Annotated in this window: 23 protein-coding genes; 9 read left to right on the top strand and 14 right to left on the bottom strand. The window is 73.6% G+C overall.

Annotation, left to right across the window (positions count from 1 at the left end; genetic code table 11):
• Positions 1–7: 7 nt before the first annotated feature.
• Positions 8–826 (top strand): CbiX/SirB N-terminal domain-containing protein, encoded by an 819-nt coding sequence (locus AB0I29_RS17635; RefSeq protein ID WP_357483722.1) that lies wholly within the window; start codon positions 8–10, stop codon positions 824–826.
• Positions 827–841: 15 nt separating this feature from the next.
• On the opposite strand, the gene AB0I29_RS17630 is transcribed toward AB0I29_RS17635, so the two are convergent.
• The gene (locus AB0I29_RS17630; protein WP_357483720.1) at positions 842–1774 is read right to left on the bottom strand and encodes a 5'-3' exonuclease; all 933 of its coding nucleotides are present in this window, start codon (positions 1772–1774) and stop codon (positions 842–844) included.
• A 177-nt stretch (positions 1775–1951) separates the two neighbouring features.
• Between AB0I29_RS17630 and AB0I29_RS17625 the strand changes: the two genes are divergently transcribed.
• Positions 1952–2365: a hypothetical protein gene (locus AB0I29_RS17625; protein ID WP_357483717.1), complete on the top strand. Its 414-nt coding sequence runs from the start codon at positions 1952–1954 to the stop codon at positions 2363–2365.
• Here AB0I29_RS17625 and AB0I29_RS17620 read toward each other — a convergent pair.
• The 7 genes from AB0I29_RS17620 to AB0I29_RS17590 all read right to left on the bottom strand — a co-directional run bounded on the left by AB0I29_RS17620 (position 2355) and on the right by AB0I29_RS17590 (position 10487).
• Positions 2355–2753 carry a CrcB family protein gene (locus AB0I29_RS17620; protein WP_357483714.1) on the bottom strand — a complete coding sequence of 133 codons (399 nt, stop codon included), beginning with the start codon at positions 2751–2753 and terminating at the stop codon, positions 2355–2357. The genes AB0I29_RS17625 and AB0I29_RS17620 overlap by 11 nt on opposite strands.
• 5 nt (positions 2754–2758) lie before the next feature.
• The gene (locus AB0I29_RS17615) at positions 2759–3226 is read right to left on the bottom strand and encodes a CrcB family protein (RefSeq protein WP_357483711.1); all 468 of its coding nucleotides are present in this window, start codon (positions 3224–3226) and stop codon (positions 2759–2761) included.
• A 50-nt stretch (positions 3227–3276) separates the two neighbouring features.
• Positions 3277–3738, bottom strand: coding sequence for a universal stress protein (locus AB0I29_RS17610; RefSeq protein WP_285101770.1), 462 nt, complete (start codon positions 3736–3738; stop codon positions 3277–3279).
• Positions 3739–3762: 24 nt separating this feature from the next.
• Positions 3763–4785, bottom strand: a complete 1023-nt coding sequence (locus tag AB0I29_RS17605) for a sigma-70 family RNA polymerase sigma factor (protein WP_285101772.1) — start codon at positions 4783–4785, stop codon at positions 3763–3765.
• Positions 4786–4857: 72 nt separating this feature from the next.
• Positions 4858–7056: a SpoIIE family protein phosphatase gene (locus AB0I29_RS17600; protein WP_357483707.1), complete on the bottom strand. Its 2199-nt coding sequence runs from the start codon at positions 7054–7056 to the stop codon at positions 4858–4860.
• Positions 7057–7146: 90 nt separating this feature from the next.
• Positions 7147–10167, bottom strand: a complete 3021-nt coding sequence (locus tag AB0I29_RS17595; protein WP_285101774.1) for a helix-turn-helix transcriptional regulator — start codon at positions 10165–10167, stop codon at positions 7147–7149.
• Positions 10168–10277: 110 nt separating this feature from the next.
• On the bottom strand, positions 10278–10487 hold the full coding sequence (locus AB0I29_RS17590) for a hypothetical protein (RefSeq protein WP_285101775.1): 210 nt from the start codon (positions 10485–10487) through the stop codon (positions 10278–10280).
• Between the two features lie 433 nt (positions 10488–10920).
• On the opposite strand from AB0I29_RS17590, the gene AB0I29_RS17585 reads away from it, so the two are divergent.
• The 5 genes from AB0I29_RS17585 (at position 10921) to AB0I29_RS17565 (ending at position 15939) form a co-directional block, all read left to right on the top strand.
• Positions 10921–11541, top strand: coding sequence for a hypothetical protein (locus AB0I29_RS17585; protein ID WP_285101777.1), 621 nt, complete (start codon positions 10921–10923; stop codon positions 11539–11541).
• A gap of 186 nt (positions 11542–11727) precedes the next feature.
• Positions 11728–12099, top strand: a complete 372-nt coding sequence (locus tag AB0I29_RS17580) for a YciI family protein (protein WP_285101778.1) — start codon at positions 11728–11730, stop codon at positions 12097–12099.
• Positions 12087–13358 carry a DUF6596 domain-containing protein gene (locus AB0I29_RS17575; RefSeq protein WP_357483702.1) on the top strand — a complete coding sequence of 424 codons (1272 nt, stop codon included), beginning with the start codon at positions 12087–12089 and terminating at the stop codon, positions 13356–13358. Before AB0I29_RS17580 ends, AB0I29_RS17575 begins: the two co-directional genes overlap by 13 nt.
• Before the next feature lie 133 nt (positions 13359–13491).
• Entirely contained in the window at positions 13492–13677 is a 186-nt protein-coding gene (locus AB0I29_RS17570) for a hypothetical protein (RefSeq protein WP_285101782.1), read from the top strand.
• Positions 13678–13947: 270 nt separating this feature from the next.
• A complete protein-coding gene (locus AB0I29_RS17565; RefSeq protein ID WP_357483699.1) occupies positions 13948–15939 on the top strand; it encodes a penicillin-binding transpeptidase domain-containing protein in 1992 nt (663 codons plus the stop codon).
• A gap of 115 nt (positions 15940–16054) precedes the next feature.
• On the opposite strand, the gene AB0I29_RS17560 is transcribed toward AB0I29_RS17565, so the two are convergent.
• From AB0I29_RS17560 to AB0I29_RS17535, 6 genes are all read right to left on the bottom strand, one after another.
• A complete protein-coding gene (locus AB0I29_RS17560; protein ID WP_285101785.1) occupies positions 16055–16522 on the bottom strand; it encodes a hypothetical protein in 468 nt (155 codons plus the stop codon).
• Between the two features lie 166 nt (positions 16523–16688).
• A complete protein-coding gene (locus AB0I29_RS17555) occupies positions 16689–17087 on the bottom strand; it encodes a hypothetical protein (protein ID WP_285101786.1) in 399 nt (132 codons plus the stop codon).
• A 97-nt stretch (positions 17088–17184) separates the two neighbouring features.
• On the bottom strand, positions 17185–17859 hold the full coding sequence (locus tag AB0I29_RS17550; protein WP_357483694.1) for a response regulator transcription factor: 675 nt from the start codon (positions 17857–17859) through the stop codon (positions 17185–17187).
• A complete protein-coding gene (locus tag AB0I29_RS17545; RefSeq protein ID WP_357483690.1) occupies positions 17856–19376 on the bottom strand; it encodes a histidine kinase in 1521 nt (506 codons plus the stop codon). Before AB0I29_RS17545 ends, AB0I29_RS17550 begins: the two co-directional genes overlap by 4 nt.
• Positions 19377–19564: 188 nt before the next feature.
• On the bottom strand, positions 19565–20800 hold the full coding sequence (locus tag AB0I29_RS17540) for an amidohydrolase (RefSeq protein WP_357483687.1): 1236 nt from the start codon (positions 20798–20800) through the stop codon (positions 19565–19567).
• Between the two features lie 77 nt (positions 20801–20877).
• The gene (locus AB0I29_RS17535) at positions 20878–21174 is read right to left on the bottom strand and encodes a DUF4287 domain-containing protein (protein ID WP_285101790.1); all 297 of its coding nucleotides are present in this window, start codon (positions 21172–21174) and stop codon (positions 20878–20880) included.
• 231 nt (positions 21175–21405) lie between these two features.
• On the opposite strand from AB0I29_RS17535, the gene AB0I29_RS17530 reads away from it, so the two are divergent.
• Positions 21406–23478, top strand: coding sequence for an NAD(+) synthase (locus AB0I29_RS17530; protein WP_285101791.1), 2073 nt, complete (start codon positions 21406–21408; stop codon positions 23476–23478).
• A 68-nt stretch (positions 23479–23546) separates the two neighbouring features.
• On the top strand, positions 23547–24284 hold the full coding sequence (locus AB0I29_RS17525) for a copper resistance CopC family protein (protein ID WP_285101792.1): 738 nt from the start codon (positions 23547–23549) through the stop codon (positions 24282–24284).
• Positions 24285–24296 lie beyond the last annotated feature (12 nt).

Below are 24296 nucleotides of genomic sequence, written 5' to 3'. Positions count from 1 at the left end.
AGAGACGATGAGCGCGACCTTGATCGGGACGTCGCACGGGACCGACGACGCCGCGGGTCAGGCGGCCGTGCGTGCCCTGCTCGACGGCGTCCGCGCCGCGCGGCCCGGCCTCGACGTGCGCGAGGCGTTCGTGGACGTGCAGCAGCCGGAGGTCGGCGACGTTCTCGCGGAGGCGGTGCGGGACGCCGGGACAGTGCGTGACGCCGGGGCGGTGCGTGACGCCGGGGCCGCCGCCGAGACGTCGGCGGAGGGACCGGTCGCCGTCGTCGTGCCGCTGCTCCTGTCCACCGGCTATCACGTGCGGCATGACATCGCGCAGGCCGTCGCCGCGGTGAACGCGGCCGGCGACGGCGTGGCCGTCGCGGCCGACCCGCTCGGCCCGCACCCCCTGCTCGTCGACATCCTGGCCGACCGGTACGCCGCCGCGGAGGCCGTCCACGGCCCGTTCCGGTCGGACGACGCCGTGGTGCTCGCCGCCGCCGGGTCCTCGGTGGCGGCCGCGGCGACGGCGGTCGAGGAGGTGGCCAGCGGGCTGGCCCAGCGCCTCGGGCGACCCGTGACGCCGTCGTACGGGGCTGGCGCGGAGCCACGCGTCCCGGACGCGGTGGCCGCGGCGCGTGCCACGGCTGCACCTGGGGCGACGGTCCCCGGTCGCGTGATCGTCGTGTCCTACCTCCTCGCGCCCGGGTACTTCCTGGACCGGGTGCTGGAGGCGGGCGCCGACGTCGTGACCGACCCGGTCGCCGGCCCGGCCGGAGCCGAGAAGGCCGACCCGCGGCTCGTGCAGGTGGTGCTGGACCGCTACGACGCGGCCGTCAGCGCCTGATCACGCCCCGCCTGATCACGCCCAGCCGAACGCCGTCCGGACCCGGTCGACGCTGGAGCGCAGGCCCCACCGCGCGACGAGCGCCTCCAGCGCCTCGGGGTCGGCGGGCGCCTTCGGGACCGCCGGATCGAACGTGGGCAGCGGAGCGTCCCGTGCCACCTGCACCACGACGGGCGCGACCTTCAGGTACTCGTCGGCCTCCAGCAGACGACGGCGCTGCGTGGTGGTGAGCCCCTTGTCGCCGGCGTCCCGGGCCGCGAGGATCCCGGCCAGCGTGCCGTACTGGGCGAGGAGCTTGGCGGCGGTCTTCTCGCCGACGCCCGGCACGCCCGGCAGGCCGTCGCTCGGGTCGCCCCGGAGCGTCGCCATGTCGGCGTAGGCCTGTCCCGAGGCGACGGCGTACTTCTCGGCCAGCCGCTTCTCGTCCACCACGTCGGGGTCGCGGATGCCGCGCGCGGGGTACAGGACACGCACCCCGGCGGCGTCGTCGACGAGCTGGAACAGGTCACGGTCGCCCGTGACGATGTCCACCGGCCCGGCGCCCTGCTCGACCGCCCGGGTGGTCAGGGTGCCGATGACGTCGTCGGCCTCGTAGCCGGGCACGCCGACACGCGCGATGCCGAGCGCCGCCAGCACGTCCACGATGACGGGCACCTGTGCGAGCAGCGTCTCGGGCACCTCCTCGATGCCCGTGGTGCCGGGCACCTCCTGCGCGACGCGATGCGCCTTGTAGCTGGGGATCGCCTCGACGCGGAAGGCGGGCCGCCAGTCGTCGTCCCAGCACGCGACCATGCGGTCGGGCCCGTGCGTCGTGGCGAGCCACGCGATGGTGTCCAGCAGGCCGCGGACGGCGTTCACCGGCACGCCGCTGGGCGCGCGCAGCGAGTCGGGCACACCGAAGAACGCACGGAAGTACAGCGAGGCGGAGTCGAGGAGCATGAGGCTCATGCAGCGAAGCCTGCCACGCACCACCGACAAGCGGGCCGTCGAGCGAGCGAGACCCTGCGCGGCGGGCTTGGCCAGGCCGTCGAGCATGGATGCCCGGTGAGGGCGGAATGCGGGACGACACGGGCGAAATAACCGCAGAAGACCGGTTCCGGCCCGGTGTGCCCGTAGTGTCCGACCATGGCAAGCAAAGTGCAGCAGGTGACCGAGGTCGTCGAGGGCCTCGGCCTCGGGATGGCAGCGGTCGGCGCGACGCGGGTGACCTCCACGAAGGCGGAGCTCGAGCGTGCCCTGAGCTACGCGTGGTCGGGCTGGGAGCACAGCGGCGACTACCCGTTGATCGAGCGGGCGCAGAAGCCGGAGAACGAGCTCTGGGCCGGGATCAACGGATCGACCCGGCGGACCAACGCCGCGGTCGTCTGGCGGGAGGGCGGCGACCTGTACGTCGTCGACATCGCGCTGGTGAACCGTACGCCGGTGGAAGCAGCGCGCTTCGTCGGCAGTCGGCCTCTGACGGAGTGGGTGCTGCTGGCAGAGCTCTTCCTCAGCGCGCTCAACCCCGGCGACGTACCGGTGAGCGACGTCAAGGTGTGAACAGGCCGCCCATCGCCACGCCTGCGCTCGCCGCGAGCACCGTCACCAGCAGCGTGCCCAGGGTGTTCGCCAGCGCGAGCCGCAGCCGGCCGGACTGCGCCAGGCGCACGGACTCGATCGTGGCCGTGGAGAACGTGGTGTACCCGCCGCACAGGCCCGTGGTCAGGGAGAACTGCACCAGCTGCGCGACGTCGGTGGACACCCCGTACCAGGTGAGCGTGGAGAACAGGGTCGAGAACACACCGATCAGGAACGAGCCGGTCACGTTCACCACGAACGTGCCCCACGGGAACCCGCCGTTGTGCCGGGCCCGGACCTCGCCGTCGACCACGAACCGGGCGGCGGCGCCCAGGCCGCCGCCGACGGCCACGAGGAGAAGTGCGAGCACCGCCGTCACCTGCCCTTCCGGCGCCGGTCGGCGCGTGCCGCCAGCGCGATCCCGCCGAGGCACGTCGCCGTGCCGCCCACCAGGGTGAGCGTCACGTACAGCAGCGCGAGCCACGCCATGTCCTGGCCGATCAACGTCTGGACCTCCAGGGCGAGCGCGGAGTAGGTGGTGAACCCGCCGAGCACGCCCGTGCCGATCCCGAGGCGAATCTTGCGGCGCCGGACGGTCTCGCGGCCCCGGCGGGCAAGGGCCTCCAGGAGGTAGCCCAGAGCGAACGCGCCCACGAGGTTCACGACCAGGGTCCCGACCGGGAACCAGAGGATCGTGTGGCCCGCGTCCGGGAACAGGATGGTCAGGGGCGTCAGCACGATCCCCGACCACATGCTGACGAGATACCGCGCGACCGAACCACCCGCGCCACCCAGCGCGACCAGGCCGACGTACCGCCAGTCGCGGTGCGGTGCTCGTGTCACGCGGTGTGTTCCCTCGTGGAGGCTCGAAAGGTCTGGGACGAACCTACCGCTCACGAGGCCGACATCGTCTCGGGGAGCACCACGACCGGGCGCGACTGGTTGTGGATGAGTCGTCCCGCCACGGTCCCGCTCACGAGGTTGGTCGTCCAGCCGCGCAGGCCCGAGCGGTGGGCGCCGACGACGATCATCGCCGCCCCCACCTCGTCGGCCACCCGTCCCAGCTCGGCGGCCGGGTCGCCGGCGCCGCGCCGCGCGCACCAGGGCAGGCCGACGTCGGCCATCGCCCGGTTCAGCCCGGCCAGGACGTCGGCGCCGTACGCGTCGGAGGGCACGGCGATGTCCGGGTCCACCGACACGGTGAATCCCCGTGAGTCCGAGACCGCTGACTCGTCGACCCACACGCACACGAGCTCGATCAGGCTTCCACCCAGCGACTGGACGAGCGACGCTGCCCGCCGAGCCAGGTCTGGGTGCTTGTGGTCCACGCCGACCACCACGGATCGCACAGTCACCCTGACGAGGGTATGGCCAATTTCCTAATCGAGGTGGTCCGGCAGGCCGAATCGGGGGAACCACTTCTCCGTGTCGATGAAGGTGGTGATGCCGGTGATGTGCTTGCCGTCGTTCTCCAGCACCACGATCCCCCACGGGAAGTGGCCGCCTTTCGGGTCCGCCCGGTACTGGGCGAACCCCGGGGTGCCGTTGACGTGGATCGGCATGCAGCGCGAGCCCTCGCACCCGTTGCCGGGTCCGGTCATCCACGCCTGGATGTTCTCGATGCCCTCCAGCCACATCGCGTACGGCGGCATGTTCATCACCGCGTCCTCGCGCAGCAGGTTGGCCAGCGCGGTCATGTCGTAGCGCTCGAACGCCGCGACGTACCGCTCCAGGAGCTCGGTCTCGTCGGCCGACGCCTGCTCCGGCGCCTCCGAGGTGCCGGCCCGGTCGGGGGCCTTCTCGGCGAGCGTGGCCCGTGCCCGCTGGAGCGCGCTGTTCACCGACGCCACCGAGGTGTCGAGCAGCGTGGCCACCTCGGCGGCGGGCCAGCGCAGCACCTCGCGCAGGATCAGCACGGCGCGCTGCTTGGCCGGCAGGTGCTGCAGGGCCGCGACGAACGCGAGCCGCACCGACTCCCGCGCGACGGCGGTGTCCGCGGGGTCGCTCGCGCCGGGGAGCACGTGCTCGGTCGGGACCGGCTCCACCCACGCGTACTCGGGCAGCACCATCGCGAGGCTCTCCTCGACCGGGTCGGCCGCGGCGCCGAGTCCCATGGGGCGCTCCCGCTTGGCGCGGCTCGAACCGAGCTGGTCGAAGCAGACGTTGGTGGCGATCCGGTACAGCCAGGTGCGGAGCGAGGAACGACCCTCGAACCGGTCGTACGAGCGCCACGCGCGCAGCAGGGTCTCCTGCACGGCGTCGTCGGCGTCGAAGGTGCCGCCCAGCAGGCGGTAGCAGTATCCGGTCAGCTCGCGGCGGTACACCTCGAGCTGAGCGGAGAGCTCGGCCCCGGCCAGGTCCTCACCGGTGCTCTGCTTGGGTCGTGACGCTGTCTGTGCCATAGCTCACACCGTACGCGGAGCCACTGACACGCGATCCTGGATTCGACCCTGGCCGAAGCCCGGGGCCCAAGTTCACCCGAGGTCGAGCTCGAACCAGACCGTCTTGCCCGTCCGCCGGCCCTCGCGCGGCGGACCGTGCCGGTGGCTCGGGCGTGGCGCCCCGCCGTGCCTGTCCACGCCCCACCGGGACGCGAGCCGTTCGAGGAACTGCACGCCGCGACCGCCGAACTCGGTGACCGCCGGGTCGCGCAGCTCGGGCTGCACGGTCGACGAGTCGCGCACCCCCACCCGCAGCCGGTCCAGGTCCACCTCGACCGTGGCGGTGAACGGCGCCTGCCCGTGGTCGACGGCGTTGGTCAGCACCTCCGACGTCAGCAGCATCACCGTGCGGCGCAGCGGCATCGGCACGCCGCAGCTCTCCAGCACGTCGTCGACCCAGATGCGGGCCGGCCCGACGTCGCACAGCGACGGGGCCAGCTTGCGCTCCGCCGTGGCGGGGCGCCCGGGCGACGGTGGGCCCGACGGCGCCGCCGCCCGCACCCGGACGGCGAGCACGGCGACGTCGTCCCGCTGGTCGTCCGAGGCGAGGCGGCGGACGAGGGTGACGGGCAGCGCCGCGGTGGCCGTGTCGCCGAGCGCGCCGAGCGTCTTCTGCAGGCGGTTCAGCCACTGGTCCGGGGTGGTGCCGCGCTGCTCGGCGAGCCCGTCCGTGTAGAGCAGGAGGGTGTCGCCCGGGCGCAGCGTCGTGACGTGGTCGGTGCGCTTCGACGTGGGCCGTACACCGAGCATCATGTCCGGGAGCACCGAGAGGCGCTCGACCGTGCCGTCCTCGCGGAGCACGAGCGGTGGCGGGTGACCGGCGGTGGACCAGGTGAGCTGGTACGCGCCGGCGACCCGTTCCAGCCGGGCCACCACGGCGGTCCCGCTGGCGAGCAGCCCCAGCCCGGAGTTGGCCTTGTCCAGCAGCGACAGCAGGGCCGACGGCGACTCGTCGTGGCTCCACGCGAACGCGCGCAGCAGCGACCTGAGCTGGCCCATCTTCGCCGCGGCCCGCATGTCGTGGCCGGTCACGTCCCCGATCATGAACATGGTCGCGTCGTCGTCCACCGCCACGGCGTCGTACCAGTCGCCGCCGATCTGGTCGGAGCGCGTGGCGGGCGAGTAGGTCGCCGCCATGTCGAGGTGCGGCACCTCGGGCAGCCGGCTGAGCATCGCCCGCTGCAGGGTCTTCGCGGACTCGCGCCGCTCCTCCAGGAGCCGGGCCCGCTCCAGCGCGTGGCCCGTGTAGTGGGCGAGCCCGGTCTGGAGCGCGTACGAGTCCTGGTCGGGCCCGCGGTCGCGCTCCCAGGCCAGCATGATGACGGCGACGACGTCGCCGGCCGTGACCACGGGCAGGTACGCGCGGGCGCCGACCTCCGGGTCGCAGAGCTCCTCCGAGCCCGGGAACGCCGTGAACATCTCGTCGGCCGACCGGAAGAACAGGGGCCGGCCGGTGCGGGCCGCCTCGGCCAGGGGGCGCTGCTCGTCGAGCTTGGTCTGGCGGAGCCGCTGGGGAAACTGCGGCTCGGCGTGGACGAGGGACCGGTAGGTGATGCCCCGCCCGTCGGCGTCCGCGAGGGCGAACGCGCAGTAGCGCGCGCCGATCCCCGCGGTGCCGACCTCCACGATGACCTCTTCGACCTGGTCCATCGTGTTGGCGTTCGCGAAGGCCTCGCTCAGCGAGAGCAGGAACCGGCTGCGGCGGTTCGCCCGGACGGCGGTCTCCTGGATGCGGCGTGCGCGCTCGCGCTCGGCGCGCAGGCGCAGCTCGGCGGTGCAGGCCGCGGCGAGGTCGGCGAGGGAGTCCAGGTCGTCCTGCGACCACTCGCGGGGTTGGTCGTCGACGGCGCACAGCGCGCCGACGGCGCGCCCGCGCAGGTCGAAGACGGGAAAGCCGGCGAGGGCGACCAGGCCCATCTCCCGGACCAGGTAGTTGTCGCACAGCAGCGGGTCCGCGCGGGCGTCCACCGTGACGACCGGCTCGCCACGCGCCGTGATGACGTTGGTGAGCGTGCCCGGGTGTTGCAGCAGCCGGTTGGACTGCATGGGCTCCGGCACCCCGGACGCTCCCGCGAGGACCTGGCCCTCCCGGACCACGAAGTAGACGACGGCCGCCGGGACCCGCAGATGCCGACGCACCAGGCGAGCAAACCGGTCAAAGGCCTCATCCGCTGTGGGAGCAGCAAGACCGACGTGCTCGAGGTCTCGCAGCGCCTGGAGGTCCGTCGGCATCCCATCAGTATTGCGAGAGAAGGACGCCTGCGCGACAGATGTACCGGATGTGTCCCTTTTGCACCGGGCAGGTAGCCTGCCCGTTCCCGGTCACACCTCCAGCAGACCGCGCTGGTGGGCGAGGCTCACCGCCTCAGCCCGGCCCGAGGCGCCGAGCTTGGCCAGCAGGTTGGACACGTGCACGCTCACCGTCTTGGTCGAGATGAACAGCCGTTCGCCGATCTGCCGGTTGGACAGCCCCTGCGCGACCAGGCCGAGGACCTCCTCCTCGCGCTCCGTGAGGGTCGACGCCGTCGCGCGGCGGACCCCCGGCAGGTCGAGCCGTGCCCGCCGCGCCAGCGCACGGACGGCGTCGGCCAGCGGCTGCGCGCACATGTCCTCCGCCTCCGAGAGCGCCTCGGCGGCCTCTACCTCGGCGGCCTGTCGCTCGCCGGCGCCGAGCAGGGCCTCGGCCCAGCGGTAGCGCGACCGCGCGACCTCGTAGCGGTACCCGAAGCCGAACGCGTTCACCGTGTCCTGCCAGCTCGCGGCGGCCTCGCGCCACAGGTCGCCGGCGGCCCGCTCGCCGCTGTCGGCGCCCGCGGTGGTGCCCACGATCGCGTGGAGCCGGGCGTTCTCGGCGGCCGCCCGCTGCAGCCAGGCACGCCCCTCGGGGCCGAGCACTCCGCCACGCGGACGTCCGCGCTGCGCCGTCTCGCGGGCGATCGCCAGGAGCGAGTCACCGCTGTCGAGGCGTTCGGCCGCGCGAGCCTCCACGGCAGTGGCGGCGGCCGAGCCGGGGGCGCCCGCGCGGCCCGCGGACCGGTCGGCCTGCGCCGCGTCGGCCAGGGCCGCGATCGCCAGCGCGGACAGCCAGATCCGGCCGAGGAACACCTCGGTCCACACCTCGCCGAGGTGGTCGGTGATCCGCACGGCCAGCGCCGCGGCGTCGTCGTACCGGCCCGCCCAGGTCAGGGCGTCGACCAGGCTGCCGCCGCCGATCAGGGCGATCTGGCCGTCGCTCTGCCAGTGGTCGAAGAGGGCCTCGCCGCGTGCGATGACGTCGGCGTCGCCGCGGGCCACCGCGGCGTACATCTGCGTCGCCTCCAGGACGTGCTTGTGCGTGGCCGGCACCCCGCCGGCGGGCCGCGGCGTCAGGTCGCCGCGGAAGTAGAGCATGACCTCCTGCAGGATCCGCAGGAAGACGGTGGGCGTGCTCCAGGCCAGCCCGAGCTCCTCGGCCCGGGCGAGCGCGTGCTCCACCCGCTGCTGAGCGGCGTCGAGCTCGCCGGCGTAGAACCGGTTGGCCGTGGCGTTGTAGAGCGTGCGCATCTCCGTGAGCACGTCGCCGGCCTCCGTGGCCGCCGTGCGCGCCTCGTCGAGGAGCGCCGCCGCCCGGTCGGGGTCGGCCACGTCGAGCACGGCGAGGGTCGAGAGCGCGGCGGCGAGCGCGCCGGGCTGACCGACGGACCGCGCCTCCTCGATGGCGCACCGGGCGTGGTCGCGGGCGTCGTCGTCCAGGTCGATGATCATCGTGACGCGCGCCAGCAACGCGTTGGTCCAGATCCGCTCGGGGCTGCGCTCCGGCAGCACCTCCAGGGCGGCGCGCAGGTCCTCGATCGCGGCCTCGACCTGGCCGGGCGTCTCGTCCCAGGTGGGCAGGTCGAGGTACCGGTGCACGAGCACGTGCCGCAGCCCGGCCCGCCGCACGGGGTCGTTCACGCCCTCGACCGCGCGCTCGGTGAGCTTCACCGCGCGCATCGGGTCACCGGCGCGTGCGGCAGCCTCGCCCGCGGAGAGCGCGATGTCGACCCGGTCCTGGCCGATCCGCTCCTCGGCGTCGGGCACCGACTCCCACAGCGCGAGCACCTGCTCCCAGTGCCTGAGCTCCTCCTCGGGGGCGAGCAGGCGGCGGGCCCGCAGGGCCGCGTCGCGCGACGCGGTCAGGGCCGCGGGCAGGTCGTGGCCCTCGTAGGCGTGGTGGGCGCGCTCGGCCGCGCTGCCGATCGGCATGCCGTCGGGCCCGTCCTGCTCGATCACCGCGAGGTAGGCGCGGTGCACCGATGATCGCTCGCCGGGCAGCAGGTCGGCGTACAGGGCCTCGGCGAGCAGCGCGTGCCGGAACTCCAGGTGGACCCCGGAGACCACCAGCACCTGCTGGGTCACCGCCTCGCGCAGCGCGGCGTCGACGTCGTGCGCGCCCCAGCGGGCGGCCGCGGCTCGGAGGAGCTCCTCGCGCACGCGGCGTCCGGCGACCGACGCGATGCGGAGCACCTGCTGCACCCCGGGGTCCAGTCGTTCCAGCCGGGTGCGGAGCACCTCGGTGAGCGTCCAGGGCAGGCTGGCCGAGTCCGGCCCGGCGTCCAGGAGCTCCTCCGCGAAGAAGGCGTTGCCCTCGGACCGGTCCAGCACGTCGGCGAACCCGGCGGCGGGCAGGGGCTGCCCCGCCAAGGCGGTCGTGAACTCGCGCAGCTCGTTCTCGGTGAACGGCTGCAGGTCGATCCGCTCCACGTGCTCCAGCCGGGACAGCTCGGCGAGCAGGGGGCGCAGGGGGTGCCGGCGGTCGACGTCGTCCGCCCGGTAGGTCACCACGATCAGGACGTTCTCGGTCCGGGCACGGGCCGCGAGGAACCGCAGCACGTCGCGCGTGGACGCGTCGGCCCAGTGCGCGTCCTCGACGACGAGCACGAGCGGGCGCTCGGGCGCGCCGGCGACCGCCAGGCTGCGCGCGATGCCCTCGAAGAGCTGGAGCCGCTCGTCGTGGTCGGCGTCGGCGCTGCTGCCGGGCTCCAGGAGCCGCCACAGGGCCGGCCGCTCCGCGACGAGTTCCGTGACCCGCGCGGCGGCGTCGGGCCCCGCGGCCCCGGCCTGCAGCTGGGTCAGGGCCTCGGTGAAGGGAAGGTAGGGGATGCCGACCTGGCCCAGGTCGACGCAGTGCACGACGACGGCACTGGCTCCCGCCTGCTCCGCCGCCTGTGCCACATGCCCGATCAGACGGGTCTTGCCCACGCCGGCGTCGCCGCCCACGAGCACGAGACCTGGCCGGCCGGCCGAGGCGCGACCCACCGCCAGCAGGAGGGAGGCAACCTGCTCCTGCCGGGAGACCAGGGGGATCGTCGTAGACCTTCGCACCTGCACATCGTGCCACCGGTCACTGACAATCCCCCTGGCCTGGCCTTTCCCCGGGTTCGCCGCGGCGGCTCCCGCCGCCCGGGCGCCCACGGCGTCGGCGCCCACCGTGGTCACGCGAACAGGCCGTGCCGCTTGGCGGGCGCGGGGCGCATGCCCGCTATGCCCTCCCTGATCTGCTCCGTGCGGTTCACCCGCGCGGCCCACCGCTCCTGGCGGGCGGCGCGGTCCGCCGCGGTCGGCCGCTTGCTGCGCCAGGCCCTCTTGGCCTCGGCCTGCCGGTACTCGATCTCCGCGTCCACCGCGGGTCCCCACAACGACATGATTCCTCCGATGTCCCCGGCGGGCCGTGTGCCCGTCCGGCTGATGAGGAAGACACTCGTCCTGAGTCGTGGGGTCGCGGATCGGGAGGTCGGCCAGTCCTGGCCGTCGGGGTACCTCAGAGCGGCGTCTGAGGTACCCCGGCGCGGGCCTGAGGTGGCCCTGAGGTGCCTTAGTGCACCTCAGGGGCACCGCGACGCGGTTCGTCCGGCGCCCGAGATGCCCGACGGGCCGGGTGGCGAGACACTGGGCGGGCGAGATTCAGGGAGTTCACAGCCCCACTATTGCGATCTACGTCACAGCAGACGCACACTGGAAGTAGCAGCGGACCCAATTCGGGGGTGGATCGTGACCGGAACCGAAGCTGGAACGTACGACATCTTGCCCATGCTGGGCCGTGGGAAGCACCGCAATCCAAAGAAGGGCGCGTGCTTCATGGAGCTCGCCTCCTTCCTCGCAGGCGAGAAGTGGAGCGACCATCCAGCCTGCACGCACCCGCTCATCGCGATGCTGGCTCGTGCGGTGAACGACCTGACGGCGGACCACGCTCGCCCGCAGCTCGCACCGCTGATCCCGTCGGTCATCGGCCTGACCAGCACCGACCCGCGCTGGGACGTGCGGATCGCGCTGCGCGCCGCGCAGACGGCGCTGCCGGTGTCGCCCGCGGACCGGCAGCAGACGCTCGCCGTCGCCGTCCTCGGCTCCGAGCGCATGCTCGACGTCCTGGAGGACCGTCCGGCTGGCACCCTCGCACCGGAGAGCAAGGACGCGCTGGCGTCCGTGCCGAAGACGGCGGCCTGGGCCGAGCGGTTCTGCGCCGGCACCAGCGTGCGGCCCAAGAGGTTCGTCCGTGACGCCGCGCCGAGCGTGGTCTCCACCGCGGTACAGGGCATCTCGGAGGCGTTCGTGCCGGACGTCGACGCACGCCTGAGGGACCTGCTCGCAGCAACGATCGCCGATGCGCGCCGCTGGACCGGGAACGCGGACGATGACGCCCGCATGCTCGACCCGCTGGCGTGGGGCCCGGTGGTCAAGGCGGCTCCGACAACTGCCTGACACACCTGGCCGGACAGGGGGAACCGGGTCGGGGCGCACCAGGGGGCGCCCCGACCCGAGTCATGTCCGGACGGGCTCCCCGGGCAGGTCGCGCAGCTCGGCGAGAGATCGTGTCGAGACCTGTCGATCGGGCGGCGGCGAGATCGTCACCACCGTGTCAGACAGACCCGACCGGAGGACGGAACCATGCGATACACGATCCTGCTGCACTACCCGGAGATGACGCCCGAGGAGCTCGCGCCCGGCGGCTGGGAGGAGGGCGAGCGCGAGTTCGAGGCCTACGCCACGGCGCTGGACCAGGCCGGGGTGCTGCTCTCGGCGGAGGTGCTCCAGCCCTCGTCGTCCACGACCACCGTCGCGGTGCGCGACGGCGAGCTGCGGGTCCAGGACGGCCCCTTCGCCGACACGAAGGAGCAGCTCGGCGGCACGTTCGTCGTCGACGTGCCCGACCTCGACGCCGCGCTCGCCTGGGCGCAGAAGGCGCCGTCGGTCCAGTGGGGCACCGTGGAGGTGCGCCCCAGCGCCACCCACTTCGAGAACGGCGCGTGGACGCGCTGACCGACCGCGCGGACGTGCGGGCCGTCGCGGAGGCGGCGGCCCGCACGTCGTACGGCCGCCTGCTCGCGCTGCTCGCGGCCCGCGACGGCGACATCCAGCGCGCCGAGGACGCCCTCGGCGAGGCCTTCGAGTGCGCCCTGCGGCACTGGCCCGACGACGGCGTGCCGCACAACCCCGACGGCTGGCTCCTCACCGTGGCCCGCAACCGGCTGCGCGACCTGTACCGCTCCGCCGCCCACCGCACCACCGTGCCGCCCGAGGCCGGACCCGAACCCGCCGCGCCGCCCGAGGACGTCGACCCCGACGCGATCGGGGACCGCCGGCTGGAGCTCATGTTCGTCTGCGCCCACCCCGCGGTCGAGGCGGGCATCCGCACCCCGCTCATGCTGCAGACCGTGCTCGGCGTGGAGGCCACGGACATCGCGGCGGCGTTCGCCGTCCCCGCGCCCACGATGGCGCAGCGCCTGGTCCGGGCCAAGCGCCGCATCCGGGACGCGCGCATCCCGTTCCGGATCCCCGGCCGGGACGAGGTGCCCGACCGCCTGCCGCCCGTGCTGGAGGCGGTGTACGGCGCCTACGCCATCGACTGGCGCGGCGCCGCGCCCGAGGTGCGCGGATCGCTCACCGGCGACGCGCTCACGCTGGCCCTGCTCCTGGCCGACCTGCTGCCCGAGCCCGAGGTGCTCGGCCTGGCCGCCCTGCTCTGCTTCTCGCTGGCGCGCGCCGACGCGCGCGAGGCCGACGGCGCCTTCGTGCCGCTCGACGAGCAGGACGTCGCCCGCTGGGACACCGGCCTGATCGAGCGCGGCGAGGCGCTGCTCCGCCGGTCGCTCGCCGACCCGGCCTCGCCCGCCGGGCAGGCCTCGCCCGCCGGACCACCCGGCCGGTTTCGCCTCGAGGCCGCGATCCAGTCCGTGCACTGCGCGCGGGCGCGCACCGGCCGCACCGACTGGCCCGCGCTCGTCACCCTGCACCGGGCGCTGCTCCGCGTCGCGCCGACGCTGGGCGGGCGGGTGGCGCTCGCGGCGGTCGTCGCCCGGGTCGACGGCGCACGAGCGGGGCTGGCCGCGCTGGACGAGATCGTGGCGACGGAGCCGGCGTCGGGCCGGTTCCAGCCGCTGTGGGCGACCCGCGCGCACCTCCTGGCCGAGGCCGGCGACATCGACGCGGCCCGGGTCGCCTACGACAAGGCGCGCTCGCTCACGACGGACCCTGCCCTGCGGGAGTTCCTGGCCCTGCGGAGCGCCGCCATCGGATAGGGCCACCGAGTGAAGTCGGCCACGCCGGTCCCGAAACCCGGATCCACTCCTCCCTACCAACGAAGCGAGCTCCTGGTTCGTCCTGTTCCACGAGGGGCGCCCACACGAGGGGGCCTGAGAACGGGGAACGACCATGACGACCAGCACAGCGATGATCACCGGCAAGGACGTCGCGGCGGTCGAGCGCGATCTGCGGCGCATGGAGCTGCTCAACCGACGCGAGCACAGGATCCGCGCGGCCGGCCGGTCGGCCCCGATGACGTCCTACCTCACGCTCGCCTCGCGCTCGCGGGACCGCAGGCGGTACGCGGACGCGTGACGTCGGAGGGGCGGGGCCGCAGATCCAGGGGGTTCGGCGGCCCTGCCTCATTTCACCCAGGAATTTACACGGAGCGATCCTGACCTGCCCCTTAGGCTCCTTGGCATGAGCGGACACCCTTCACCCCATCTGCCAGCGGACGGTCATGCGCCCGTCCCGCCCCCGCCAGGTGGGTACGACGCGGTGCCTCCGGCCGTCGGACCGCCACCGCCGCCCGTCCCGGTACCCGTCGGTACGGTGCCCGGACCGCCTCCTCCGCCCGGTGTCCCGGTGCCCGGAGGCGGCCAGCCACCCGTCCCGCCCCGGAAGAACGGGCGGCGCGCGCTGATCATCGCCGTCGTGGTGATCCTGCTGCTCGCGGCCGGCGCGGGGGTCTGGTACCTGCTGCGGCCGCCGCCGATCCCCGACCCGGAGCCCGCCGCGGAGCAGCTCGCGGCCGCGCTCCAGGCGGGGACGCCGGCCGAGTTCCCGCTGACCATGGAGACGTCCGCGTCCCCCGACGAGCAGTACGCCTCGGTGTTCGAGCAGCTCGTGGCCGCCGTCGGCGAGGACGCCGGGACCGTGGCCGTCAAGAGCGTCACCCCGCTCGAGGAGGGCGACGGCGGTACCGCGACCGCCACCGCGACGCTCGCCTGGACCTGGCCCGTGGCGACCGAGGAGGCCTGGGAGTACGAGACGGTCGTGCAGCTCGCCTACCCGGGCCCGGCCGACGGCGAGGCCGGCGCCTGGGAGGCCGCCTGGAACCTCGGCGTGCTGGTCCCGGGCCTGGAGGCGGGTGAGCGGCTCGCGGTGGAGCGCACCGAGCCGGTGCGCGGCGACATCGTGACCACGAGCGGCGAGACGATCGTGGGGCTCACCCCCGTGCACCGCGTGGGTATCGACAAGACCCGGCCGGGCTGGGACACGGCCGCCGCGCAGCTCGGCGCCGTGCTGGGCTTCGACCAGGCGACGACCGACGACATCGCGGCGCAGGTCCAGTCCGCGGGCGACAAGGCGTTCATCGACGTCATCACCATCCGGGACAACGACCCGGAGTACGACTTCAACGCCGCGATGGCGATCGCCGGCGTCGTCGGGATCCCCGACGAGATCCCCCTCGCGCGGGACCGCGACTTCGCACGCGCGCTGCTCGGCACGGTCGGCGAGGCGACCGAGGAGATCGTCAAGGACTCCGAGGGCACCATCAAGCCCGGCGACATGGTGGGCCTGTCCGGCGTGCAGGCGGCCTACGACGAGCAGCTGCGTGGCGTGCCCGGCCTGGCGGTGACCATCGAGCCCGGCGAGGACGCGGAGGGCGGCGAGAGCCGCGAGGCCTTCACGATCGAGAAGAAGGACGGCGAGCCCGTGGCCATCTCGCTCGACCCGGAGACGCAGCTGCGCGCCCAGGCCGCGCTGGCCGACTTCGGCGACCTGGCGAGTGCGATCGTCGCCATCAAGCCGTCCACCGGTGAGGTGCTCGCGGCGGCGTCGGGCCCCGGCTCCGAGGGGTTCAACACGGCGACCCTGGGGCAGTACCCGCCGGGTTCCACGTTCAAGATCGCGACGTCGCTGGCGATGCTCCGCGCCGGGACGACGCCGGACTCGACGCTGCCCTGCACCGCCACGATCAACGTGGAGGGCCGCGAGTTCCAGAACGTGCCCGGTTACCCGCAGTCCGCGATGGGCGACGCCGTACCGTTCCGGACCGTGTTCGCCAACTCGTGCAACACCGCCTTCATCTCGCAGCACCAGGCGATCTCGCAGCAGCAGCTGCACGACGCCGCGGCGTCGCTCGGCCTGGGCACCGAGCACACGGTGTCCTTCGGCGGTGCGGCGGCGTTCGGCGACGTGCCCACCGATGCCTCGGGCACGGAGCACGCGGCGTCGATGATCGGACAGGGTCAGGTGCTGGCCACCCCGCTCGCGATGGCGACCGTCGCCGCGAGTGTCTCCGCAGGCCACACTGTGTCCCCGTGGCTGGTCGAGCCGACGGGGGAGGAGGCGGACGCCGAGCCGGTGGGCGACCTGACCGCGGACGAGGCGGCCACGCTGCGCGACCTCATGGGTGGTGTGGTGCAGGAGGGCTCGGCCGAGCTGCTCCAGGACGTGCCGGGGATCGTCGGCGCCAAGACGGGCACCGCCCAGTTCGGCGACGGCTCCAAGGCGCACGTCTGGATGCTCGCGATCGCGAACGACCTGGCGGCGGTCGTGTTCATCGAGGAGGGCGAGCTCGGCTCGACCACGGCCGGCCCGGTGATGCACAAGTTCCTCACGGGGAGCTGAATCCCCTCACGGGGAGCCGATCCCCGAGCACGTACGACAGAGCGCCTGTCCGACGGTCCCCGACGATGCCGGGGCGGGTCGGGCAGGCGCTCTGTCGTACGGCCTCGGCGGGCGGTCAGCCCTTGAAGCCGCCTTCGGTGCACGTGGCCTTGTAGGACTCGATGGCGCCCATGATGGCGTTCGGGCGGGCGATCGAACCGCCGAGGGCCTGGTCGAACGGCGCGCGCACGGCCTCGAGGTGGGCGATGCTCACCTCGTCCGCCTTGCCGATGATCAGGCCGATGTTCGTGCTCACCTTCGTGGCGTTACCGGTCTTCTCCTCGTCGAGCGGGGAGGCGACGTCCATCGCCGCGGCCTGGATGCTCGACACGAGCGGCCCGGCGAAGAACGCGTTGCACGTCTCGACGAGGTCGTACTCGCCGGTGCTGATGGGGGCCTCGACCACGGGGGACGGCGCGGCCTGCTGCACCTCCTCGCCGGACGGCGTGAAGTCGCTGGCCATGTCCTCGAGAGCCGAGCATCCGGACAGCAGAAGTGCACAGGCGACCACTGCCGCGGTCGCCCAGTTCTTGCTGGTGCTCACGATCTACATCCCTCACGTCATCGGGTCAGAAAAGTGCGGTTCGGCCGCACTCGCCCGCGAGTCTAGCGCCACGGCCGCCACCGAAGGCCAGCGGTCCCGTGGGGAACGTCGGACGCTCAGGTCACGGGAGTGGCCTGAGCGTCCGACGTCCGGTGCGGGGCGGCGGTCAGCGCTCGCCGTCCGCCGGGGGCTGGTCCTGCGGCCCGGGAGCCGCGGGAGGTGCGGGTTCCGCCGTCGTCGTCGGGCCGGAACCCTGGCCCGAACCGGGGACGGGTCCCACCGAGCGGAGCACGGCGAGCCGGGAGCGGTACTCGGCCTCGTCGATCTCGCCGCGGGCGAAGCGGTGGCCCAGGAGCGTCACCGGGTCGGCCCCGGCCGCCGTGTGCGCGGCCCACGGGCCGCCCCACCCGCCGCGTGCGCCGCGGCGGGCCCGGCGCGCGATCAGGAAGACCACGGTCGCGAACAGCAGGAACCACAGCAGCGGGAAGATGAAGAAGAACGGGCCGGGTCCGCCCCAGCCGTAGTGCGGCCCGTTGGCGAGGACCTCTGTCGTCGCGGTGAGCATGTCGACCTCCAGCAGTCGGTTCGGCCGGTCGTTCCGGCCACACCACCAGGCTGCCGCCGTCCGCCGCCGGGGGCGTCAGCCCGGTGTACCTGCCGTGCTACCCCTCTGGTGCCGCCCAGCCGGGGCGTACGAGGCCCGCCTCGTACGCCAGCACCACGAGCTGCGCGCGGTCGCGCGAACCGGTCTTCATGAGCACCCGGGAGACGTGCGTCTTGACCGTCGACTCCGACAGGTACAGCCGGCCCGCGATCTCGTCGTTCGCGAGGCCGCCCGCCACCTCGACGAGCACCTCGCGCTCCCGCGGGGTGAGGTCGGCGAGCGCGGGCACCGGCCGCACGGTCCGGGTCGCGTCGGCGACCTTGGCCAGCAGGCGCCGCGTCACCGTGGGCGACAGGAGCGCGTTGCCTGACGCCGCCACCCGCACCGCGCGGACCAGCTCCGCGGGCTCGGTGTCCTTGACCAGGAACCCGGACGCCCCGGCGCGGATCGCCTCGGTGACGTACTCGTCGAGCTCGAACGTCGTCACCACCACCACGTGCACGCCCGCCGCGCGGGGTTCCGCGATGATCCGCCGCGTCGCCGCGAGCCCGTCCAGGCCGGGCATGCGGATGTCCATGAGCACCACCTGGGGCAGGTGCTCCAGGGTGAGCGCCACGGCGTCGTCGCCGGTCGCGGCCTGTGCCACGACGTGCATGTCGTCCTCGGAGTCGATCAGGGCGCGGAACCCGCCGCGCACCAGGGCCTGGTCGTCGGCGAGCAGGACGTCGATCATGCGGTATCTCCGGTCTCGGGTGCCTCGGGTGCCTCGGGTGGTGCGGCGTCGTTCGACGGGGTGATCCCCGTGGGCGGGGTCCCGGTCCGCCGGGCGACCGGGAGGCGGGCGCGGACCTCCCAGCCGGGTCCGTCCGCGCGCGGGCCGGCGGTCAGCGCGCCGCCCGCGCCCTCGACGCGCTCGCGCATCCCGAGCAGCCCGTAGCCGGCCACCACCTGCTCGGCCTGCTGCGGGGAGGCGGCACCGTCGTCGGACACCGTGACCTCGACGGCGTCGCCCCTGGTCACGCGCAGCGTGACCCGGCGGGCCGACGGCGCGTGCCGGCGCACGTTGGTCAGCGACTCCTGGACCACCCGGTGCACGACGCCGGCGACGTGGTCGGGCAGGTCGTCGACGTCGGTGAGCTCGACGGCGACGTCGAGGCCGTCGGCGCGGGCCTGGTCGGCCAGCCGGCGCAGACCGGTCAGGTCCCAGGTCGGGGTGAGGGGCGCGGCGTCGTCCCACTGCAGTTCCCCTGCCGTTTGGGGGCCGGCGGTCGGCGGGGCGGCGGCCGGCTCACCGGCGGCGGGTGCCCCGGCGCCGTCGGCCGCGAGCGGCTGTGCCCCCGAAGTGGACGGGGCCGTCCCTTCGCGGACGATCCCCAGGACCGTGCGCACCTCGGCGAGCGCGTCCTTGCTGGTGTCGCGGATGTTGGTCAGCGCCTCGCGCGCCTGGCCGGGGTTCCTGTCGATCAGGTGCAGGCCCACGCCGGCCTGGACGTTGATCGCGGACAGGGAGTGGGCGAGCACGTCATGCAGCTCGCGCGCGATGCGCAGGCGTTCCGAGGCGACGGCGGTGCGCTCGCGTTCGGCGGCGGTCTCCAGGGCGGCCGCGCGTGCGGCGGTGCGGCGTGCGATCCGGTCGCGCGCGCCGCTCGCGATCAGCAGCACGACCGTGAGCCAGGCCGCCCCCGCGACGAGCGCGCCTGTGGTGAGGAACCACGAGCCGTCCCCGTCGTCCCAGCCCGGGCCGTGGTACCCCGGGGGGCCCCAGGTGCGGTCGGGCCCGACCGGGTTCTCGGTGAGGAACCGTTCGAGGCGCGGGGCGAGCAGCGTGGCGGCGACCCCCACGCCGCCGGCGAGCAGGGCGGCCCCGGACCACGCGACCAGCCGGGCCCGGCGCACCTCGCCGCTGAGCATGACGCCGGCCAGCACCGCGACCGGGCCGAGGAACCCGGGGCCCCACGGGTACCCGGCCAGCAGGTACGCGAGCGTGGCGGCGACGGACAGCACCGTCGCGAGCACGGGGCGGCGGGGCAGCAGGAACACCAGCGCCACCGGCGACACCAGCAGCAGGAGCACGCCCGCGAGGTCGAGGTCCGTGGCCCACGCCTGGCCGCGCGAGGCACCGAACGAGCCCAGGACGGAGGCGACCGCGACGGCGACGCCCACGAGCACGCGCGGCCGGAGGCGGTCGAACGGCGCCGTGAGGGGCGGGTCCGCGAGAGCGGCGTGGTTCGGACGGGTGGTGCCCAGCATGCTCGCACGCTACGCCGGGCAGGGGTCCGCCGCGTCGCACCGCGGTGCCGCCGCGTGTCCACCCCTGGTACCGCCCGGGGTGGGGCTGGGCTGGGCAGGCGCTTGCGGTGTGATCGGTGGAACGTCAGGTGATCGGCGGCCGAGCTACCGATCACCTGACGCTCTACCGACCATCCCCGTTCTGCCGATCAGGCGAAGCGGGCCGTGCGCTCCACCACCCGGCCGGCGCCGCGGCCGGCGTCGGCGGCCGGGTCCCAGGCGTAGACCTCGGTGCCGGTGATGAAGACGCGCTCGGCGCGCTGGTCGGTGTCGAGCGGGTCGCCGGACCAGAGCACGACGTCGCCGTCGAGCCCCTCGGCGATGGACCCCACGCGGGTGTCCAGCCCGAGGAACGACGCGGGGTTGGTGGTGATGGCGGCCAGCGCGGTCTCCCGGGGCAGCCCGTCGCGCGCGGCGAACGACGCCTGGTGCACCAGGAAGTTGATCGGGATGACGGGGTGGTCGGTGGTGATCGCGACGCGGACGCCGGCGGCCGCCATCGCGGCGATGTTGCGGTTGGCCCGATGCCGTACCTCGACCTTGGACCGCGAGACGAACATCGGGCCGTAGATGACCGGGATGTCCTTCTCGGCGAGGACGTCGGCGATCAGGTGGCCCTCGGTGCCGTGGTTGATGACCAGGCGGTAGCCGAACTCCTCCGACAGCCGGATCGCCGTGGCGATGTCGTCGGCGCGGTGCGTGTGCTGGTCCCAGGCGAGCTCGCCGGCCAGCACGCGGGCCAGGGTCTCCTTGCCGAGGTCGCGCTCGAAGGGCTTGCCCTCCTCCGCCGCGGCGTCCCGCTTCGCGGCGTAGTTCTGCGCGTCGACGAAGGCCTTGCGGATCACGTTCGCGACGCCCAGGCGGGTCGACGGGAGCTGCTTCTTGTCCCCGTACACGCGCTTGGGGTTCTCGCCGAGGGCGCTCTTGACGGACACCGAGTCGCTGATCACCTGCTCGTCGATCGTGCGGCCGCCCCAGGTCTTGATCGCGACGGTCTGGCCGCCGATCGGGTTGCCCGAGCCCGGCTTGATGACCGCCGTCGTCACGCCGCCGGCAAGGGCGTCGCGGAAACCCTCCTCGTCGATCTGGACGGCGTCGATCGCCCGCAGCGCGGAACCGTTCGGGTCCGTCATCTCGTTGGTGTCGTTGCCGGCCCAGCCCTCGCCCTCCTCGTGGATGCCGATGTGGCCGTGTGCCTCGACGAAGCCGGGCAGGAGCCACCTGCCCTGCGCGTCGACGGTCTCGGTGCCCTCGGGCACGGTGACGTCCGTGCCGACGGCGGTGATCACGCCGTCCTGGATGAGGACCGTCCCGTTCTCGATGGGCTCGGCGGCGACGGGGACCACGTAGGCGTTGGTGATGGCGATGCTGGAGCGGGTTGTCATGGGTACATCATTACCCAAGGTAACGAGGTGTCCGGAACCTCGGCCGAGGCGAAGCTTGGCCGGCCGCGCTCACCACGTCAGCCCGACGCCGCCGGGTTGGTCGCCTTCCCGTCGAGCCACAACGTGTCCGACGCGTCGCTGTGCGTGCCCGACGTGCCGACGTGCTTGGCGCTGATCTGCGGGCCCTTGGTGATCACGTGGACCATCGCCATGCCGTGGCCCCGGCCCAGGCCGTAGTCCTCCTTGAGCCACTCCAGGATGGGGCCGGCCTTGGTGGAGGCGTCGAACCCGCGCTCCTGCGCGAGCTTGATGAGCTCGCGCGGGGTGTGCCCGGTCTTGTCCTCGACGGCGTCGAGGTAGGCCTGAAATGACATCGGTGGTCCTCTCGTACGGTCGACGGGGCCGTCGGCACCGCCTGCTACCAGCACAGACGTCCCCGTCTCCCGGAACTCATCGGTCGACGGGAGACGGGTGCGAGCAAAGGCCGTGCAGGCCGGCGGGGTTACGGAGAGGGAGCAGTGCTCCCTCTCCGTAAGCCCGCCGTCCCGTACACGCCTCTCTCGAGACCGGGCCGTCCCCCAGCGCGGATCCATAGACTCGACGTCGTGGACTTCTACAACGCGTACGCCCACGGGTTCGCCCGGGTCGCGGCCTGCACCATCCCCGTCGCCGTCGCCGACCCCGCGGCGAACGCCGCCGTCGTGCTCGACCAGGCGCGGCGGCTGCACGACGACGGCGTGGCCGTCGCGGTGTTCCCCGAGCTGTGCCTGAGCGGCTATGCCATCGACGACCTGCTCATGCAGGACACCCTCCTGGAGTCGGTCCTGGACGCCCTCGCCGACATCAAGGAGGCGAGCGTCGACCTCATGACGATGCTCGTGGTCGGGGCGCCGCTCCTGGTCGGCAGCCGCCTGCTGAACACCGCCGTCGTCGTGCACCGCGGGCGGATCCTCGGCGTCGCACCCAAGTCCTACCTGCCCAACTACCGCGAGTTCTACGAGAAGCGGCAGTTCGCCTCCGGCGACGAGCACCGCGGCGCGCTGACCCTGCTCGGCGAGGAGGTCCCGCTCGGCTCCGACCTCATCTTCCGGGCCGACGACGTGCCCGGGCTCGCGATCCACGTCGAGGTCTGCGAGGACATGTGGGTGCCCGTGCCGCCCAGCGCGCTCGCGGCGCTCGCGGGCGCGAACGTGCTGCTCAACCTGTCCGCCAGCCCGATCACCGTGGCCCGGGCAGAGGACCGCCGGCTGATCGTGCGCAGCGCGAGCTACCGCTGCAACGCCGCCTACGTCTACACGGCGGCGGGCCAGGGTGAGTCCAGCACCGACCTGTCCTGGGACGGCCAGACCATGGTCTACGAGGCGGGCGACCTGCTCGGCGAGACCGAGCGGTTCCCGGACGGCCCGCGCGCCACCGTGGTCGACGTCGACCTCGACCGCCTGCGGCAGGAGCGGCTCCGGCAGGGCACCTTCGACGACAACCGGCGCGGGCTGGGGATGGCCACGCCGGGTTCGGCGGGCGACGGCGGCGACTTCCGCGAGGTCGCCTTCAGCGTGCACCCGCCGCAGGGCGACATCGGCCTGCGCCGCAAGGTGGACCGCTTCCCCTTCGTGCCGGACGACGCCGAGCGACTCGCCCTGGACTGCTACGAGGCGTACAACATCCAGGTCACCGGGCTGGAGCAGCGCCTGCGCGCCATCGGGCAGCCCAAGGTGGTCATCGGCATCAGTGGCGGGCTCGACTCGACGCACGCCCTGATCGTCGCGGCCAAGGCCATGGACCGGCTGGGCCGGCCGCGCACCGACATCCACGCGTTCACCATGCCGGGCTTCGCGACGACGTCGGAGACCAAGGACCGCGCGGTCCGGCTCGCCGAGGCGCTGGGCGTGACGTTCCAGGAGCTCGACATCCGGCCCGCCGCCGAGCAGATGCTGCGCGACCTCGACCACCCGTACTCCGACGGCACCAAGCAGTACGACGTCACGTTCGAGAACGTCCAGGCCGGGCTGCGCTACGACTACCTCTTCCGGCTCGCGAACCACCGCGGCGGGATCGTGGTCGGCACGGGCGACCTGTCCGAGCTGGCCCTCGGCTGGTGCACCTACGGCGTGGGCGACCAGATGTCGCACTACGCGGTCAACGCGGGCGTGCCCAAGACGCTCATCCAGCACCTCATCCGCTGGACGATCGACAGCGGCCAGTTCGCGGCGGAGGCGACCAGCCCGGTCAACGTGGTCCTCACGGAGATCGTCCAGCAGGAGATCACGCCCGAGCTGATCCCCACCGAGGAGGGCGAGGCGCCGCAGTCCACCGAGGCGACGATCGGACCGTACGCCCTCCAGGACTTCACGCTCTTCCACGTGCTGCGGCGCGGCTACCGCCCCTCCAAGATCGCGTTCCTGGCCTGGCACGCGTGGCACGCGGCGGACGACGGCGAGTGGCCGCCCGGCTTCCCCGACCAGCGGCGCACCGCGTACGACCTGGCGACGATCCGGGGCTGGCTCGAGGTGTTCGTGCGCCGGTTCTTCGCCTCGCAGTTCAAGCGGTCGGCGCTGCCGAACGGCCCGAAGGTCTCGCCGGGCGGCACGATGTCGCCGCGCGGTGACTGGCGCATGCCGTCGGACGCGTCGTCGGCGGCGTGGCTCGCGGAACTCGCGAAGAACGTCCCGGAAGCCTGATCCGTGCCCGGTCGTGAGGCCTGACACAGGCCCGGTTCCGCGTGTTCCACGAGGAGTAGGGTTCCGTCATGCCTGCTGTCCCCGTTGCCCTGGCCCGGCCCGACGGCCGTCGCCTCGTCCGCCTGATCACCGTGTTCGCAGCGGTCCTGACCTTTGTCGCGCTGCTGCTGGTAGCCGGCCCGGCGAGCGCCCACGACCAGCTCCTGTCCTCCGACCCGAAGGACGGCGCCACGCTCGACGAGCAGCCGACGAGCATCGCGCTCACGTTCAGCACGGCCCCGCTCGACACGGGCATCGAGGTGGCGCTGGTCGGCCCCGACGGCACCACCACCAAGGGCGGTGACATCACGGTCGACGACGAGGTCGTGACCGCGCAGCTCCCCGCGGACCTGCCCCCGGGCGAGTACGACGTGGCGTGGCACGTGGTCTCCTCCGACGGCCACCCGATCGACGGCGAGTTCAGCTACGCGGTCGAGGGCGAGCCGGAGCCGACCGAGGAGCCCACGGCGACCGCGAGCGACGAGCCCGAGATGTCCACGCAGGAGGCCGCGCCCGCCGACGAGGCGACGGGCGCGACGGACGAGGCGAGCACGCCCACGGAGCTCGCGGGGGCCGGGGACGGCTCGGGCCCCAGCGGGCTCGCCGTGGCCGGTGGCATCCTCGCCGCGGTGCTGGTCGTGCTGGGCGTCGTGGTGATGATGCGCCGCAAGATCCTCGAGAACGACCGGCTGCGCCAGTCGGGTGAGCCCGGGTCCGAGGACCCGGACGCCGAGAAGCCCAACGAGAACCCCGACACCAAGGGCTGACCGAACCTGTCC

The organism is Promicromonospora sp. NPDC050262 (assembly GCF_040655935.1).
Taxonomy (GTDB): Bacteria; Actinomycetota; Actinomycetes; order Actinomycetales; family Cellulomonadaceae; genus Promicromonospora.
The sequence above is the reverse complement of the archived record's forward strand: the minus strand, read 5'-3'. Positions and strand labels throughout refer to the sequence as shown.

Excerpts from the sequence above, each read along its gene's own strand:
- AB0I29_RS17580 (WP_285101778.1), top strand. The coding sequence starts at position 11,728 with ATGCGATACACGATCCTGCTGCACTACCCGGAGATGACGCCCGAGGAG.
- AB0I29_RS17540 (WP_357483687.1), bottom strand. The coding sequence starts at position 20,800 with ATGACAACCCGCTCCAGCATCGCCATCACCAACGCCTACGTGGTCCCC.
- AB0I29_RS17550 (WP_357483694.1), bottom strand. The coding sequence starts at position 17,859 with ATGATCGACGTCCTGCTCGCCGACGACCAGGCCCTGGTGCGCGGCGGG.
- AB0I29_RS17590 (WP_285101775.1), bottom strand. The coding sequence starts at position 10,487 with ATGTCGTTGTGGGGACCCGCGGTGGACGCGGAGATCGAGTACCGGCAG.
- AB0I29_RS17525 (WP_285101792.1), top strand. The coding sequence starts at position 23,547 with ATGCCTGCTGTCCCCGTTGCCCTGGCCCGGCCCGACGGCCGTCGCCTC.
- AB0I29_RS17570 (WP_285101782.1), top strand. The coding sequence starts at position 13,492 with ATGACGACCAGCACAGCGATGATCACCGGCAAGGACGTCGCGGCGGTC.
- AB0I29_RS17625 (WP_357483717.1), top strand. The coding sequence starts at position 1,952 with ATGGCAAGCAAAGTGCAGCAGGTGACCGAGGTCGTCGAGGGCCTCGGC.
- AB0I29_RS17600 (WP_357483707.1), bottom strand. The coding sequence starts at position 7,056 with ATGCCGACGGACCTCCAGGCGCTGCGAGACCTCGAGCACGTCGGTCTT.
- AB0I29_RS17630 (WP_357483720.1), bottom strand. The coding sequence starts at position 1,774 with ATGAGCCTCATGCTCCTCGACTCCGCCTCGCTGTACTTCCGTGCGTTC.
- AB0I29_RS17585 (WP_285101777.1), top strand. The coding sequence starts at position 10,921 with ATGGAGCTCGCCTCCTTCCTCGCAGGCGAGAAGTGGAGCGACCATCCA.
- AB0I29_RS17545 (WP_357483690.1), bottom strand. The coding sequence starts at position 19,376 with ATGCTGGGCACCACCCGTCCGAACCACGCCGCTCTCGCGGACCCGCCC.
- AB0I29_RS17635 (WP_357483722.1), top strand. The coding sequence starts at position 8 with ATGAGCGCGACCTTGATCGGGACGTCGCACGGGACCGACGACGCCGCG.
- AB0I29_RS17605 (WP_285101772.1), bottom strand. The coding sequence starts at position 4,785 with ATGGCACAGACAGCGTCACGACCCAAGCAGAGCACCGGTGAGGACCTG.
- AB0I29_RS17555 (WP_285101786.1), bottom strand. The coding sequence starts at position 17,087 with ATGCTCACCGCGACGACAGAGGTCCTCGCCAACGGGCCGCACTACGGC.
- AB0I29_RS17535 (WP_285101790.1), bottom strand. The coding sequence starts at position 21,174 with ATGTCATTTCAGGCCTACCTCGACGCCGTCGAGGACAAGACCGGGCAC.